This window comes from Pseudarthrobacter sp. B907 (assembly GCF_040137805.1).
Lineage (GTDB): Bacteria > Actinomycetota > Actinomycetes > Actinomycetales > Micrococcaceae > Arthrobacter.
In genome coordinates this window covers 137,622-152,574 of the sequence record NZ_JBEEQE010000002.1, presented here as the reverse complement: position 1 = coordinate 152,574, position 14,953 = coordinate 137,622, and the positions used below count along the sequence as shown (strand labels likewise).

10 protein-coding genes and 1 tRNA gene are annotated in these 14,953 nt (G+C 67.7%); 8 read left to right on the top strand and 3 right to left on the bottom strand.

Features of this window, described 5'->3' with window-relative positions; translation table 11 throughout:
* The first annotated feature begins 103 nt into the window (after positions 1 to 103).
* From fdh to nrfD, 3 genes are all read left to right on the top strand, one after another.
* Entirely contained in the window at positions 104 to 3,436 is a 3,333-nt protein-coding gene (gene fdh / locus ABLI39_RS02245) for a formate dehydrogenase (protein WP_349411744.1), read from the top strand.
* A 104-nt stretch (positions 3,437 to 3,540) separates the two neighbouring features.
* Positions 3,541 to 4,551: a 4Fe-4S dicluster domain-containing protein gene (locus ABLI39_RS02240; protein ID WP_349411743.1), complete on the top strand. Its 1,011-nt coding sequence runs from the start codon at positions 3,541 to 3,543 to the stop codon at positions 4,549 to 4,551.
* Positions 4,548 to 5,639 carry an NrfD/PsrC family molybdoenzyme membrane anchor subunit gene (nrfD, locus tag ABLI39_RS02235; RefSeq protein ID WP_349411742.1) on the top strand — a complete coding sequence of 364 codons (1,092 nt, stop codon included), beginning with the start codon at positions 4,548 to 4,550 and terminating at the stop codon, positions 5,637 to 5,639. Before ABLI39_RS02240 ends, nrfD begins: the two co-directional genes overlap by 4 nt.
* Before the next feature lie 15 nt (positions 5,640 to 5,654).
* On the opposite strand, the gene selD is transcribed toward nrfD, so the two are convergent.
* On the bottom strand, positions 5,655 to 6,680 hold the full coding sequence (gene selD, locus ABLI39_RS02230) for a selenide, water dikinase SelD (RefSeq protein WP_349411741.1): 1,026 nt from the start codon (positions 6,678 to 6,680) through the stop codon (positions 5,655 to 5,657).
* 44 nt (positions 6,681 to 6,724) lie between these two features.
* Between selD and ABLI39_RS02225 the strand changes: the two genes are divergently transcribed.
* The 4 genes from ABLI39_RS02225 to ABLI39_RS02210 all read left to right on the top strand — a co-directional run bounded on the left by ABLI39_RS02225 (position 6,725) and on the right by ABLI39_RS02210 (position 10,468).
* Positions 6,725 to 6,819: transfer RNA gene (locus ABLI39_RS02225), tRNA-Sec, on the top strand.
* A 38-nt stretch (positions 6,820 to 6,857) separates the two neighbouring features.
* Positions 6,858 to 8,189 carry an L-seryl-tRNA(Sec) selenium transferase gene (gene selA, locus ABLI39_RS02220; protein ID WP_349411740.1) on the top strand — a complete coding sequence of 444 codons (1,332 nt, stop codon included), beginning with the start codon at positions 6,858 to 6,860 and terminating at the stop codon, positions 8,187 to 8,189.
* A 3-nt stretch (positions 8,190 to 8,192) separates the two neighbouring features.
* Positions 8,193 to 9,989, top strand: a complete 1,797-nt coding sequence (selB, locus tag ABLI39_RS02215) for a selenocysteine-specific translation elongation factor (RefSeq protein WP_349411739.1) — start codon at positions 8,193 to 8,195, stop codon at positions 9,987 to 9,989.
* Positions 9,990 to 10,219: 230 nt separating this feature from the next.
* On the top strand, positions 10,220 to 10,468 hold the full coding sequence (locus ABLI39_RS02210; protein WP_349411738.1) for a hypothetical protein: 249 nt from the start codon (positions 10,220 to 10,222) through the stop codon (positions 10,466 to 10,468).
* A gap of 1,051 nt (positions 10,469 to 11,519) precedes the next feature.
* On the opposite strand, the gene ABLI39_RS02205 is transcribed toward ABLI39_RS02210, so the two are convergent.
* The gene (locus tag ABLI39_RS02205) at positions 11,520 to 12,842 is read right to left on the bottom strand and encodes an alpha-amylase family protein (RefSeq protein WP_349411737.1); all 1,323 of its coding nucleotides are present in this window, start codon (positions 12,840 to 12,842) and stop codon (positions 11,520 to 11,522) included.
* Positions 12,843 to 13,236: 394 nt separating this feature from the next.
* On the opposite strand from ABLI39_RS02205, the gene ABLI39_RS02200 reads away from it, so the two are divergent.
* Positions 13,237 to 13,668: an SRPBCC domain-containing protein gene (locus tag ABLI39_RS02200; protein WP_349411736.1), complete on the top strand. Its 432-nt coding sequence runs from the start codon at positions 13,237 to 13,239 to the stop codon at positions 13,666 to 13,668.
* Positions 13,669 to 14,071: 403 nt separating this feature from the next.
* On the opposite strand, the gene ABLI39_RS02195 is transcribed toward ABLI39_RS02200, so the two are convergent.
* Positions 14,072 to 14,863, bottom strand: coding sequence for an HAD family hydrolase (locus ABLI39_RS02195; protein ID WP_349411734.1), 792 nt, complete (start codon positions 14,861 to 14,863; stop codon positions 14,072 to 14,074).
* Between the last annotated feature and the right edge of the window lie 90 nt (positions 14,864 to 14,953).

The following is a 14,953-nucleotide window of genomic DNA, read 5'->3' as shown; positions in this document are numbered from 1 at the left end:
TTCCTACTGCCCCGAACCGGGAGCACCGGCCCGGGATGAGCGAGCGGCAAAACGCGGAGTGCCGTCCTGTTGCGCCCGATGTGATCTGGGATATGCTCCGAAGATGGCACCGCGAAGTTTTCTTCAATGGCCGGTCGTCCGGCAGCTGAGCACCGGCGATCTGCTGGGCCGTGGTCCGTCGGTCACCTCGGCCAAGACCCAGGCCATCGTCCCGCGGACGGCGACGGCAGACCGCGTCGTTCAGAGTGTGTGTCCCTACTGCGCCGTCGGATGTGGTCAACGGGTCTACGTCAAGGACGAGAAAGTAGTCCAGATCGAGGGCGATCCTGATTCGCCCATCTCCCGCGGCCGGCTGTGCCCGAAGGGCTCCGCCAGCGAACAGCTGGTCAATTCTCCGGGCCGGCAGACGAAGGTGTTATACCGCGCGCCGCGCTCCACGGAATGGCAACGTCTGGACCTGGCAACCGCCGTCGACATGGTGGCGGACCGGTTCATCGAAACCCGCCGCAGGACCTGGCAGCAGGAAGACGACAAGGGACGCCTGTTGCGGCGCACCATGGGCATCGCGTCGTTGGGCGGGGCGACCCTCGACAACGAAGAGAACTACCTGATCAAAAAGCTCTTCACGGCAGCCGGGGCGGTGCAGACCGAGAACCAGGCCCGCATTTGACACTCCGCCACGGTTCCCAGTTTGGGAGCCTCGTTTGGACGCGGTGGTGCAACGCAATCACTGCAGGACATGGCCAACGCCGACTGCATCGTCATTCAAGGCTCCAACATGGCCGAATGCCATCCCGTCGGATACCAGTGGGTGGCGGAAGCCAAGGCGCGCGGCGCGAAGGTCATCCACATCGACCCCAGGTTCACGCGGACTTCGGCGGTAGCTGACAAGCACATTCCCGTTCGGGCCGGTTCCGACGTCGTGCTGCTGGGTGCCCTTATCAACTACGTCATCGGCAATGACCTCTGGTTCAAGGAGTACGTCGGCGCGTACACCAACGCCGCCACGTTGGTCCATACCGACTATCGGGACGCCGAAGACCTGGGCGGTCTGTTCTCCGGGTTCGACCCGGAAACGGGAGCCTATGACACGTCGTCGTGGTCTTACGCGGAAAAAGGGGGCGGCACCATTGGTGAGCCCGCGGGACCGGAACACGGCGCCGATGCCGGCGCCCGGGCTGCCGGAGACCTCTTCGGCAGCGGCGGGCCGTCCCTGGAGCACGCAGAAGTGCAGCGGGACGACACGCTCCAGGACCCCCGGACCGTCTTCCAGATCGTCAAGCGGCACTACGCGCGGTATACCCCGGAAATGGTCCGGGACATGTGCGGCATCAGCGTCGCCGACTTCGAGTACCTGGCCAAAACCATTACGGAAAACTCCGGACGTGACCGGACCACCTGTTTTGCCTACGCCGTGGGCTGGACCCAGCACACCCTGGGGGCGCAGTTCATTCGGGCTGCGGCCATCCTGCAGCTGCTGCTGGGGAACGTGGGACGCCCCGGCGGCGGCATCATGGCCCTGCGCGGCCACGCCAGCATTCAGGGCTCCACGGACATCCCGACCCTCTTCAACTTGCTGCCCGGCTACCTGCCCATGCCCAGCGCCGGCCGGCACGACACGCTGCGGGAGTACCTGGAGGCCAACGCGTCGAAGCAGCAGAAGGGTTTCTGGGCCGACGCCGACGCCTACACGATCAGCCTGCTGAAGGCGTGGTGGGGTGACGCCGCGACCGCCGACAACGACTGGGCCTACGACTACCTCCCGAGACTGACGGGAGCGCACGGCACCTACGAGACGGTCATGAGCATGCTCGAGGACGAGGTGGAGGGATACTTCCTGCTCGGGCAGAACCCCGCCGTGGGCTCGGCCAACGGCCGGATGCAGCGACTTGGCATGTCGCATCTGAAGTGGCTGGTGGTGCGTGACCTGAACATGATCGAATCGGCCACCTGGTGGAAGGACGGCCCGGAGATCGAATCCGGGGAACTGCGCACGGAGGACATTGAAACCGAGGTGTTCTTCCTGCCGGCAGCAACCCACGTGGAGAAGGCCGGGTCGTTCACGCAGACCCAGCGGCTGCTGCAGTGGCGGCACCAGGCGGTGGCACCGCCCGGTGAGTGCCAAAGCGAGCTGCAGTTCTTCTTCGAACTGGGCCAGCGGATCCGGGAGAAGCTGGCCGGTTCCGAGGAAGAGCGGGACCGTCCGCTGCTGGACCTGACATGGGACTATCCCACCGATGAACACGGCGATCCGGATCCCGAGGCGGTCCTGGCCGAGATCAACGGCCGCCACCTGGAGGGCCCGGATGCCGGCAAACCCCTCTCCGCGTATACGGAGCTGCGCGCCGACGGGTCCACGACCGCGGGCTGCTGGATTTACACCGGCGTCTACGCCGACGGCACCAACCACGCCGCCAACCGCAAACCGGGTCAGGAGCAGGGACCCGCGGCCCCGGAATGGGGCTGGGCCTGGCCTGCCAACCGCCGGATCCTCTACAACCGTGCGTCGGCCGACCCGGCCGGCAAGCCGTGGAGTGAACGGAAGAAGTACATCTGGTGGGATGAGGAACAGGGCAAATGGATCGGCGACGACGTGCCCGACTTCCCGCTCAACCTCGCGCCGGGCACAAGACCTGACCCTTCGCTCGGTGGTCCGGCCGCCCTCAGCGGAGACGATCCGTTCATCATGCAGGCCGACGGCAAGGGCTGGCTGTTCGCGCCCAAAGGACTCTTGGACGGGCCCCTGCCCACCCACTACGAGGCGCAGGAGTCACCCGTCGCCAACGGGCTCTACCCACAGCAGCAGAGTCCAGCCCGCCTGACGTATCCCCGGAAAGACAACCTCAGTGCACCAAGCGCCGGCACCCCCGGAGCGGACGTCTACCCGTTCGTTTTCACCACGTACCGGCTCACCGAGCACCATACGGCGGGCGGTATGAGCCGCTGGCTGCCGTACCTGTCGGAGCTGCAGCCGGAAATGTTCTGTGAGGTCTCGCCTGAACTGGCCGCCGAGCGCGGACTGGAGCCCTACGGGTGGGCGACCATCATTTCGGCCCGCTCCGCCATCGAGGCAAAGGTGCTGGTCACGGAACGGATGACACCGCTGAAAGTCGGCGGCCACACCGTGCACCAGATCGGGCTGCCCTACCACTGGGGCGTCGGGAGCAGCGCCGTCGTCAGCGGCGACGCGGCGAACGACCTGCTGGGCGTGACCCTGGACCCCAACGTCCAGATCCAGGAATCGAAGGTCGCCTCCTGTGATATTCGCCCGGGACGCCGGCCCCGCGGTCCGGAGCTGCTTGCCCTGGTCGCGGAGTACCAAGCGCGCGCCGGGGTGACGCCCGAGACCGGGAACCGCGCGGTGACCGATCCTGCGGCGGAAGGCGTCGACCACGGCTCCGGCAGGGACCACCCCACCGACCGGGAGACGCCGTGACCGCCAAGACCGCTGCTGCGCCGACCGCGGCACACGTTGCCCCGTCCGGACAGCCGACGCCTGATGGCAGCTTTCCGGACACCGACCCGACGTTGGAGGACTAGATGGGCCAGCTGGCCGGACCGACCGACCCCACCGCCGATGCCCACTGGGAGCACAGCTATCCGCGCAAGGGGTTCTTTACCGACACTTCCATCTGCATCGGCTGCAAGGCCTGCGAAGTCGCCTGCAAGGAGTGGAACCACAACCCGCAGGACGGCAACCTGGAACTCCTCGGGTCCTCCTACGACAACACCGGAGCGCTGGGCGCCAGCACCTGGCGGCATGTCGCTTTCATCGAACAGGGCCAGGAGCGGATTGTTGAGGCGCGGGAGTCCGGCCGCGCGCTGGTGAGCCTTGGCATGCCGCGCATCGGCCCGCCCGCCCCGGCGGCGGCTGCCACGACGGATCTCGCGGACGCGGATACCACCCCGCCGGACACGGCAGACTTCCGTTGGCTGATGTCCTCTGACGTCTGCAAGCACTGCACCCACGCCGGATGCCTCGACGTCTGCCCCACGGGAGCGCTGTTCCGCACCGAGTTCGGCACCGTCGTGGTCCAGGATGACGTCTGCAATGGCTGCGGGACCTGTGTGGCGGGGTGTCCCTTCGGCGTGATCGAGCGCCGCAGCAACGGCACGGTGAAGGTCGCCACCAGCCGGGAAGACCAACACGCCGGGCACCCCGCCGTCCCCAACGCGGGCGTCGCGCAGAAGTGCACCCTCTGTTACGACCGACTGGTGGCCGACGAGACGCCCGCCTGCGCCAAGGCCTGCCCGACGACGTCCATCAAGTTCGGCGACCACGACGACATGGTGGAGGCGGCCCGGGAACGGGTCGCCGACCTGCACGCGCAGGGCATGACCGAAGCGCGGCTTTACGGTGCAAACGAACACGACGGCGTCGGCGGAACCGGTTCCGTCTTCCTCCTGCTCGATGAACCCGAGGTGTACGGACTCCCGCCGGATCCGCGTGTCCCCACCGCGGACCTGCCCACGATGTACCGGCGGGCCGGTCTGGCGGTAGCGGGCATGGCCGTTGCCGCTGCGGTGGCGTTCCTGGGAGGACGGGAGTGACACTCTCAGAGTTCGACAGTTTCCGGCCGTCGGAACCCGGCCGGCGCCGCCGGACGGGCGGTAAGGGCGGCAGCGGCCGCCGCCGCGACAACGGGGACGGCTCCCGGGAAATGCCGATGGTGCCGGAGCCGGACTTCACCTCGTACTACGGCCGTCCGGTCGTCAAGCCGGCACCATGGGGCGACGACGTCGCCATCTACCTCTTCCTGGGCGGGGTCGCGGGCGGCTCGGCCATGCTCGGCCTCGGCGGCCAGCTGACCGGTCGGCCGGCGCTGCGCCGGAATGCCCGGTTGAGTGCCCTGGCCGCCGTGGGCCTCGGCGCGGTCGCCCTGGTAAAGGATCTCGGCAGGCCGGAACGTTTCCTGAACATGCTGCGGACTTTCAAGGTGACCTCGCCGATGAGCGTCGGGTCATGGATTCTCAGCGCCTTCAGCGCCGGGACCGGCGTCGCCGCGGTGGCGGAAATCGACCGGATGAGCGGTGAGCGATTGCCGCTGGGTCCGCTGCGGACCGTGCTGCGGGCGGTCGAGGGGCCGGCCGGCTTTGAGGCTGCGCTGTTCGCCGGACCGCTGGCGGCCTACACTGCCGTGCTGCTAGGCGACACCGCGACCCCGACCTGGCACGCTGCCCACGAGGAGCTGCCGTTTGTGTTCGTGAGCTCGGCCAGCCTCGCGTCCGGCGGGCTCGCGATGGTGACCACGCCGGTGCGCGAGGCGGGGCCCGCGCGGAAGCTCGCGATACTCGGCGTCGTGGGCGATGTGGTCGCGATGAAGGTGATGCAGCGGCGGATGGACCCGGTGGCAGCAGAACCCCTGCATCAGGGCAAGGCCGGCGCCATGCTGAAATGGAGCGAGCGGCTTGTGCTGGCGGGGGGACTGGGGACGCTCCTGGGCGGCCGCAACCGCGTGGCGGCGGCAGCATCGGGATTGGCCTTGCTGGCCGCGTCGGCCCTAACCCGCTTCGGGGTGTTCGAGGCCGGCCTCGCCTCGGCCAAGGACCCCCGGTACACCATCGAACCGCAAAAGAACCGGCTCGCGGCCCGCCGTGCCGCCGGCATCACCGGCGACGGGATCACCACCGGCAGCTGACCGGCCGTCCCGGTCCTAGCGGATCTGGATTCCCCGGCCGGCCGTGGTGTGGCCAATGACGGGGTAGCCCGGCAGCTCGCCGACCACCAGCAGGCCGCCTGAGGTCTGGGCGTCGGCCAGCAGCAGAAGATTGTCCTCGGTAATGCCGGCGGTGGCGCTGAGGTGGGGCCGAACCCAGTCAAGGTTGCGCCGGGTCCCGCCGGAGACGAAGCCATCGCGCAGCGCCTCCCGGGCGCCGTCGACCAGGGGCACCGAATCGAAGTCGATGACGGCGCCCACCTCCGAGGCGCGGACCATCTTGAAAAGGTGCCCGAGCAGGCCGAAACCAGTCACATCCGTTGCCGCCTTGACCCCGGCGGCCACCGCGGCATCGGACGCGTCCCGGTTGAGGCTCGCCATCGTCTCGAGCGCCTCGGCGAAAACTTCGCCGGTCTGTTTGTGGCGGTTGTTCAGAAGCCCGACGCCGATCGGCTTCGTTAGCGTAATGGGCAGCCCGGGCCGGGCGGCGTCGTTGCGCAACAGCCGGTCCGGATGGGCGACGCCAGTGACTGCCATGCCGTACTTCGGCTCCGGGTCGTCAATGGAGTGGCCGCCCAGCACCGGGCACCCGGCCTGGGCTGCCACGCTCAGCCCGCCGCGGAGCACTTCCGTCATGAGTTCCATCGGCAGCACACCCCGCGGCCAGCCGACAAGGTTGATGGCCGTGACGGGCCGGCCGCCCATGGCGTAGATGTCCGAGAGGGCGTTGGCCGCCGCAATGCGGCCCCAGTCGTACGCATCGTTGACGACGGGAGTGAAGAAGTCGGCGGTGGTGAGGACAGCCAGATCTTCGCGCACCAGAACGGCGGCAGCGTCGTCGCCGCTGTCGAGGCCGACGAGTACCTCCGGGCCGGGCTGTCCGATGAGGCCCCTGACGGCATCCTCGAGTTCGCCGGGAGGAATCTTGCATGCGCACCCCCCGCCGTGGGCAAAGTCGGTGAGCCGAAATGTCCCGGTGTTGCCGTCCTTGAGCTGCCGGACCGACGTCTGAGCCTCATTCACCCGCTTAGCGTACCTCCCAAGGCAACCCTGCTATATTGATGCGCGGTGGCGTCCGGGTCCTGGTGGGCCCCCCGGTCTTCAAAACCGGTGCGGCTGAGCATCTCGGCCTGGCGGGTTCGATTCCCGTCCGCCACCGCCAACTTCAAGCATCACCGCCGGCACCGGAGGAGGAGGGCTGTGGACCACATCGACCCCCGGCGCCTGATACCCCGGACCAATGATCTCCTGGCGCTGCCAGCCGTCCGCGAGGCCAGGACCCGGCTCAGTGAGCGGGTCATCCGTGAGCTCATCAGGCAGGCCCAGGAGCGGGCGCGGCGCGGCGAACTTGCGCCGGGGCTGGTCGAGCAGACACTGCTGGCCGCCCTCTCCGCACGGCGGGCAACAACGCTGCACGCAGTGCTGAACGCCACCGGCGTCGTCGTCCATACGAACCTCGGGCGCGCCCCGCTCTCCGAAGCCGCCGTGGACGCCCTTGTCACCGCCAGCGGCTACGTTGACGTGGAGCTGGACCTCGTCGACGGGACCCGCTCTCGCAGGGGAGCTGGTGCCCGGGCTGCATTGCTCGCCGCCTGCCCCGCCGCCGAGGACGCTCTGGTGGTCAACAACGGTGCGGCGGCACTGGTTTTGGCCACGACCGCCTTGGCCGCCGGCCGGGAGGTGGTCATCAGCCGCGGCGAACTGGTCGAAATCGGTGCCGGCTTCCGGTTGACCGACTTGATGGAATCAACCGGTGCGACGCTTCGCGAGGTCGGCACGACGAACCGCACCCACCTGCACGACTACGCAGGCGCTCTGGGACCGCAAACCGGTTGTGTGCTCAAGGTCCATCCGAGCAACTTCCGGGTGGACGGCTTCACGTCGGCCGTGCCGCTGCACGAACTGAGCCCGCTGACCGTGTCCAACGGCGTGCCTCTCGTCGCTGACCTCGGCAGTGGGCTGCTGGGGCCGGACCCACTCCTGCCCGATGAACCGGACGTGACTTCGGCGTTGGTGGCAGGGGCCGACGTCGTCATCGCCAGCGGCGACAAGCTGCTGGGCGGCCCCCAGGCGGGCCTGTTGCTGGGCCGCAAGGAAGTTATCGCGCGGTTGGCCCACCACCCGCTGGCCCGGGCGGTCCGCGCCGACAAACTCGCCCTCGCCGCACTGGAGGCGACGCTCGCCGGGGGACCGCCACCGGTCCTCCAGGCCCTGCACGCCGACGTCGATCAGTTACGGCGGCGAACGGACAAGCTTGCCGCGGCCCTCGATCTGCCCGTCGTGGCCCACGACGGCAGGGTGGGCGGCGGGGGCGCCCCCGGAGTTCCTTTGCCGGGGTGGGCGCTGCGGCTCCCGGAACGCCTTGCACCCCATCTGCGCACGGGCGATCCGGCCGTACTGCCGCGCGTCCACGACGGTGCCTGCCTGATCGACCTGCGCTGCGTACCCCCTGCCGACGATGAACGGATTCTCGACGCGGTACGGCAGGCCCGGACAGCCCTGACGGTTGCCGATGCAGGCCGAGAGGGCTGAACAGTGCATGTCATCGCCACAGCCGGGCACGTCGATTCCGGCAAGAGCACCCTGGTCCGCGCCCTCACCGGCATGGAGCCGGACCGGTGGGAGGAGGAACGGCGCCGCGGCCTGACCATCGACCTTGGCTATGCCTGGACCACCCTGCCCTCCGGCCAGGACGTAGCGTTCGTTGACGTCCCCGGCCACGAACGGTTCCTCGGCAACATGCTTGCGGGAATCGGTCCGGCGCCGGTCGTCTGCTTCGTCGTCGCCGCGGACGAGGGGTGGCAGGCGCAATCAAGCGACCACCGCGACGCCGTCCTTGCCCTCGGCATCGAACAAGGCGTGGTGGTGCTGAGCCGGGCGGACCGGGCCTCGGGGCAGCGTCTGGCCGACGTACTCGCCAGGACCCGCGCTGAGCTGGCCGGAACGGGGCTGCAGGCCGCGCCCTCGGTTGCGGTGTCGGCCATAGAGGGAACCGGCCTGACCGAGCTGCGTAGCGCACTCGACGACGTCCTGGCCCGGGTAACTGCACCCGCCACCACCGGACGCGTCCGGTTGTGGGTGGACCGGTCCTTCACCATCACCGGTTCGGGAACGGTGGTCACCGGAACACTGGCGGCAGGGACGCTCGCCCGGGGTGACCGGATGGAGCTTGTCGGGCACGATAATTCCCGGCCGGTGGTAATCCGCGGCCTGCAGAGCTGCGACACTGCCCGTGACTCGGTGGAGCCGGTCAGCCGGGTGGCGTTGAATCTTCGCGACGTCGCCGCCGCCGAGATCCGCCGGGGAGATGCCCTGGTGACCCCTGAAGCGTGGCCCACCACCGGCGTCGTCGGTATTCAACGCACCTCAGGCGTCGCCTATACGGACGTGCCGGAGCAACTCATGGTGCACGTGGGAACCGCTTCGGTGCCGGCCCGGCTCCGGCCTTTCGGCGCGGACCACGCCCGGCTCGTCCTCGACAGGCGCCTGCCGCTGGTTCTCGGGGACCGCCTGGTGTTGCGTGACCCGGGGCGGCGCTCCGTGCTGGGCGGTGCCCGCATCCTCGACGCCGACCCGCCGGCGCTCCTCCGACGCGGCGACGGCGCCAACTGGGCGCAGCGGCTCGCTGGAATGGATCCCGCCGGTGATCTCCTGGGAGAAGTGGCAGCCCGCGGGGCGGTTCAGGCAGACCACCTTGGCCGGCTCGGGCTGCTGTCCGGCCAGGACCCGGCCCAGCTGCCGGGCCTGCGGGTGCTCGGTAACTGGTGGGTGCATGCTCCCGTCCTCGAGGCCTGGCAGCAGCGTCTGCTTGCCGCCGTCGAGGAGTTACAGCAACGGGACCCGCTGGCCCCCGGGCTGTCGATGGGGGCGGCCGTGGGCCTACTCGCCCTGCCCGATGAAAGGTTGCTGCCGCACGTCGTCGATGGTGCACAGCTGGAAGCTGACGGCGGCCACATCCGGGTTCCCGGCAGCCGCGACAACCTCGGACCCATCGAGCCGGCAATCGCCGGGTTGGAACACCGGCTTACCGCGCACCCCTTCCAGGCTCCTGAAGCTGACGAGCTGACCAAACTCGGCCTGGGCAGCCGGGAATTGGCCGCCGCCGAACGCGCGGGGCGCGTACTTCGGCTGCGTGACGGAGTGGTGCTGCTGCCAACGGCGCCGGCCCTGGCGATGCGAGCCCTCGCCGCCCTGGATCAGCCGTTCACTACGAGCCAGGCACGTCAGGCGCTCGACACGACGCGCCGGATCGCGATCCCGCTGCTGGAACATCTTGATTCCCGCGGCTGGACCCAGCGCCTTGATGCGGGCCACCGCACCGTTGTGCGCTGATCCCAGGCGTCCTGCGTCCCGGCCGGAAGCGTCCCGCTGTCTGCTGCCTGGTTGGCGGATCCGTCGGGACGTTCCTGAGGGCTGCCACCGAGGTGCATCCGGTAGCCTCTGCCTAGCATCACGAACCGAGACTGGTGGCAACGAAAGGTTGGACCCGGGTGTTCTCTCTCCAAACCGGAAACCCGATATGGCAGGCCGGGCCCCACTTTGTGGGACTCAAGATCGGCATAGTGGCCCTGGCCATCCTGCTGGTCCTCCGCGTCCGGCGGCGGGTGTGGGCCCGGCTGCGGGGCTTGGAGTGGCGGCGGATGGCCCTCGTCTTTGGTGCCGCCGCCGGACTGTTCTACCTCACGGGGGCTGGCGGAAGGATGTCGGCCATGTCGGTGGCTCATGGGGCGGAGTTCCGCAATGTGAGTTTTGGTCGCCGGCCGCTGGCCGGTTGCGGCGCGCCGTTGGTGGTGCGTGTTCACTTCGCATAATCCCGGCCCCTCGGTCGGTCATGCAGGTTACTGTTCGCTTCTCCATGAGGTGTTCGGAAAGGAGGACCCCGCCGCCATGAGGATTGTCGAATTTCAGCATGAGGGCCGCCCCCTGGTGCGGTGCTTGTTCGGGGCCGGTCCGGTTCCGAAGGTCAGCGCTTCATGTCGGAGCGAAATCGCCCGAAAGACACGGCTGCCCCACCTGGACGGCCGTTTATACAGCCGGGTTGGGGACGCCGCAGTGGGCAAGAAAGAGGGTGTGCACAATGTGCACACCTTGGGCTTCGGATCGTGTCGTACTGGTGCCGGACTGGGCCGGATTGCGGAGGTTTCCGGGGGAGTGGCGGAAATTCAAGTGCTGGAACCCGGTTCGAGTCCCACCTCGGGCACGTGTTTTCCCTGTTCAGTGGCTTTTTGGCCTCTGAGTGTGCACAAACTGTTCGCTTATGGGCCCCTTCGGGGCCTAGTTTTGTTGGTGTGCCGTTGCTGTGGCCGGCGGCTCCTTCTCGTGGTTTCGGGCAGCGGTGGCGCCGCTACCCGATCATGGCCGTGAGCTGCGCTAACTGCATGACTGGACGCTGGCCGGGGGAGCGTCGACGCCTTGCTGGGATGTCATGACTGTTCATGGCGACGTTGCTAGGTAAGTGAATGACCTGGACGGGTCTGTTGACGGTCGGGCGCTAGCGCGTCCTTGAGCCCGGGACGTGCCCGGTCGGCACGGGCGGGTACTCGGCTGGTGAGCGTCTTCTCCGCTGGCACTCCCAGAGCATCCAGTGCATAGTTCCTTGCGGTGAGGTCTTGGACGTCGGGGGATAAGCGGGCATATCCGAGGAGGTGCCTGGTCATTGTTTTGGACGTCCCGTTTAGCCTCCCATCACCGGGCAATTTTGCGGGCTGGTGTTACGAGGATCCGCCGGCCCGCAAACGCGGCGATTGTGATCCGGAAAGCTTGGGTAGTGATTGCTCCGGCGTGGGACCGGCTCACGGGCAGTCGATGCGTCTTGAAGGCCCGGGAGAAGAACATTCGATAGGGCGTCCTCTCGCAGCTGCCTCAGCCTAGGACGGCCCACCCTCGCGGTGGCACCAGGGCGGCGTTCGCACCGTCATTGAGTGTCGCTTGTCCGGCTACGACGATGGTGGCGCCCGCGGCCCTGATCCGCTGGGTATCGTGCGTGAGGTTCAGTGCGACCACGAGCGCATCGGCGCCCGCCGCGATGCGGTATACAAGCACCTCATTGGAGAGCTGGAGGACGTCTGTGCTCGCACGGTGAAGCCACGGGTTCCGCCTCCGCACCCCAATGAGCTCCTGGTGCATGGCGAAGGTGGGGCCTCCCGCGGCCGAGAGCTGGTCGGGGGAGGAGGGGAAGACCGGCCTCACTTCGTCGTCGCCCCCTGCCCTGTCCTCCTTGATGCCCCGGTAGCCCTGCTCGTCGCCGTAGTAGATGGACGGCGTTCCGCCGACCGTGAGCAGGACGACGACGGCGTGCGGGACGAGCGCTGCATCGGTGAGCTTGCTCGAGATGCGGGTCACATCGTGGTTGCCGATGAAGGTGAGCGGTGCGTAGGAGCCCAGGAGTGCGTTGTGTCGTTCCAATGCGGCTGCGAGTTCGAAGAAGTTCGCGTCGTTGAGCGAACTCCAGACAGCCTTCCAGAGCTCGTACTGCGTGGCGGAATGGAGGCCGCCGGACCGGACCTCCGATGCATAGTCGCCGTGGATGTACTCGCCCACGAAGTACGCGTCCGGATGGGATGACCGGACGTGCGCCGTGACCGTGGCCCAAAACGCCGACGGGACGGCATAGGCGGCGTCGAGTCGCCAGCCGTCCGCACCCCGGCGCAACCAGTACTCCATGACTTCAATGACGAAATCAGCTACTGCCGGCTCGTCATGGTTGAGCGCCACGAGGTGGTGGTGGCCCTCAAAGTCGCGGTACGCGGGTTCGCCGCCGGGAGCGGCGCCGTCCGGCCATTCCAGCGAGAACCAGGCGGCGGTGTCCGCTTCCGGCCCGCGTGCGAGGACATCCTGGAACGGCGCGAAGGAGCGCCCGGCGTGGTTGAAGACGCCGTCGAGCAGTATGCGCAGTCCGCGACGGTGTGCCTCGGCCACCAGGGTGCTGAAGTCCTGCTCGGAGCCGAGCCTGGGATCGATTCGGAAGTAATCTGTGGTGTCGTACCCGTGCGTCTCCGATTCGAAGATGGGGCCGAGGGCCAGCCCCGATGCCCCGAGTTCCACCGCGTAGTCGAGCCACGGGACAAGGTCCAGCAGCCGGCGGTCAGCGGCAGGTTCCGGCGTCGCGGTCTTCTCCGCGCCGACGAAGCCGAGGGGATAGACCTGCCACCAGATGGCGTGCTGGACCCAGCCAGGTTCGTTCATGGCGATGAGACTCTTCTCTTCGTTCCGGGCCGACCCATGAGGGCGGCGGGCCGGCCCGGCGGGACCAACGTCCTGTCTAGGCTATATCGGCCCGGATGTTGAGGCGGTGTTGAGCTGTGGGACCGATGATCACGGTCCTTACGCCCAGGAAGGCTTCACCGAGCTGACTGAGCCATAAGAATGATGGTTCGCGTCCGTTGCGCCATCCCCCTGCTGGCTGAAGGGTGACAAATAGGACTTCGAAACGACCGCCATTTCACACTGGGAGGAACACGCTCGTTGGCGTGGCCCGAGGGTGTCACGGTGGGGGCCGGCTTACGGGCGTTCCGATCAGCGGAGTAACGTCTGTGCCAGGCGGTCCGGCCGCTAACTGCTTCCGATTGAAAGGGAAACAATGACTGGGAAGTATGTCGCCACTTCGACCATCATGATCGAGGCGCCAACAAGCCGTGTATGGTCCGTGCTCACCGACCGGGACGCAATCCGGGAATTTATGTTTGGCGCGGACGTCGTGACCGACTGGGCAATCGGCGGCCCGATCGTCTGGCGAGGCGTATGGAAAGGCAAGGAATATGAGGACAAGGGCACGATCCTCGAGTTTGAACCTGGACGACGGCTCGTACATACGCATTTCAGCCCGCTCGGCGGCCGCGAGGATAAGCCCGAGAATTACCACACGCTCACGTGGACTCTGGAGGGCGAGACCGACTCGACGGAACTGACGCTCTCACAGGACAACAACGCAACTGCCGAGGAAGCTAAGCACTCGAAGGGCATGTGGGACATCCTTGTGGCGGGTGTTAGGGAAATCGCCGAGCGAGAATAGACCAAATTCCGGCGCCGTTGAGACTTCCGCCTGCGCGACTCCAGGTCCCGACTCGGGGCCGCCCGCCAAGGTTCCCCGTTCGGGACCTCACTTCGTCGAATCTTGCCGTGGGGGTGTCGGGTCACGGGCGGCGACCAGCGGGTTGCCGCTCGCGGCAACCCATAAGGTAGACGCCAAGGCGTAACTGCCCAGGGCAATGGCGAAGAGCGTCGCAATGATCATGCAGCTGTAGACCTCACCGTAATCCACTGAAATCTCCACGAGATGTTTGGACCGTAGCGATTCCGGACGGGTCCTGACTGAAGTTCATCGCGGCGGTGTTCCAGTGAAGCTCGACGCTCGGCTGGTGGTCGAGCGATGCCGCGCTTCCGGGCGCCGCGCGTCCTCCGCGGGCACCAAATGGTCACGCGTGAGTGGCCTTCGATGCGCCGCCTGCGGCCATGGCGGAGGCGGTTACGCGGTGCCCCTCGTGGAACCCGTCGGGGTTATCCGCCCAGGCCTGGATGGCCGGGTAGAGGGCCGGGAAGTCAGGGCCGCGCAAGGTGGAGGGACCGCTCTGGTGGTTGAAGCGGTCGATGTAGGCCGTGGCGCAGCCGGCTTCAAGGGGGAGCCGGAGGTCGTTTTCCCAGATGTCGCCGACGCTGAGCAGTCGGCGGGGTGCCCGGTGTCGGAGCATCAGGGGGAGCAGGGTGGCGAAGCCGTGCGGTTTTGAGGCGTCGGCTCTTACCACGTCTACGTGGTCCTGGAGGCCGAGTGTCCGGAGGCTTTCGAGCACGCCGACGTGAGGTGCATTGGTCACTAGGACACGGAGCGCACGGCCGGTAAGGCCGTCGAGGAACCTGGCGAGGCCGGGCGGGGCCGTAATTGCCACTTCGCCGGCGGCCAGGCGCTGGCGGCTTTCGGTAAAGGCGGCACTGAGCTGATCTTGCGGAAGGTAGGCGCCGAACAAGTCCGCAACGGCTGCATATCCGTCCGGGTAGGCCCTGGAGCCCGGTGCGCTGTTGAGGAACCGTTGCAATGTAGTGAGCAGCGGTGCGCTGGTGCGTGCGGGCAGACGTCGCGCTGCGGCGTCTGCGTAGGCATGCACCGGCCCGTCCCCGAGACAGACGGTGCCGTCAAAGTCTAGGACGAGCAGAGGCAATGGTGAGTCGAAGGCCGTATCGTGGTCATCTTCGGCCGAGGGGAAGGGGCTCACGGGTGACTCTCGATCCAGGGGAACGCGTGTTCCGATGTGATGTTCAGTTTGGGGAGTAGCGGGCCGCGGCGGGCCCGCAGCTGCGCGGTC

Excerpts from the sequence above, each read along its gene's own strand:
- ABLI39_RS02240 (WP_349411743.1), top strand. The coding sequence starts at position 3,541 with ATGGGCCAGCTGGCCGGACCGACCGACCCCACCGCCGATGCCCACTGG.
- ABLI39_RS02205 (WP_349411737.1), bottom strand. The coding sequence starts at position 12,842 with ATGAACGAACCTGGCTGGGTCCAGCACGCCATCTGGTGGCAGGTCTAT.
- ABLI39_RS02200 (WP_349411736.1), top strand. The coding sequence starts at position 13,237 with ATGACTGGGAAGTATGTCGCCACTTCGACCATCATGATCGAGGCGCCA.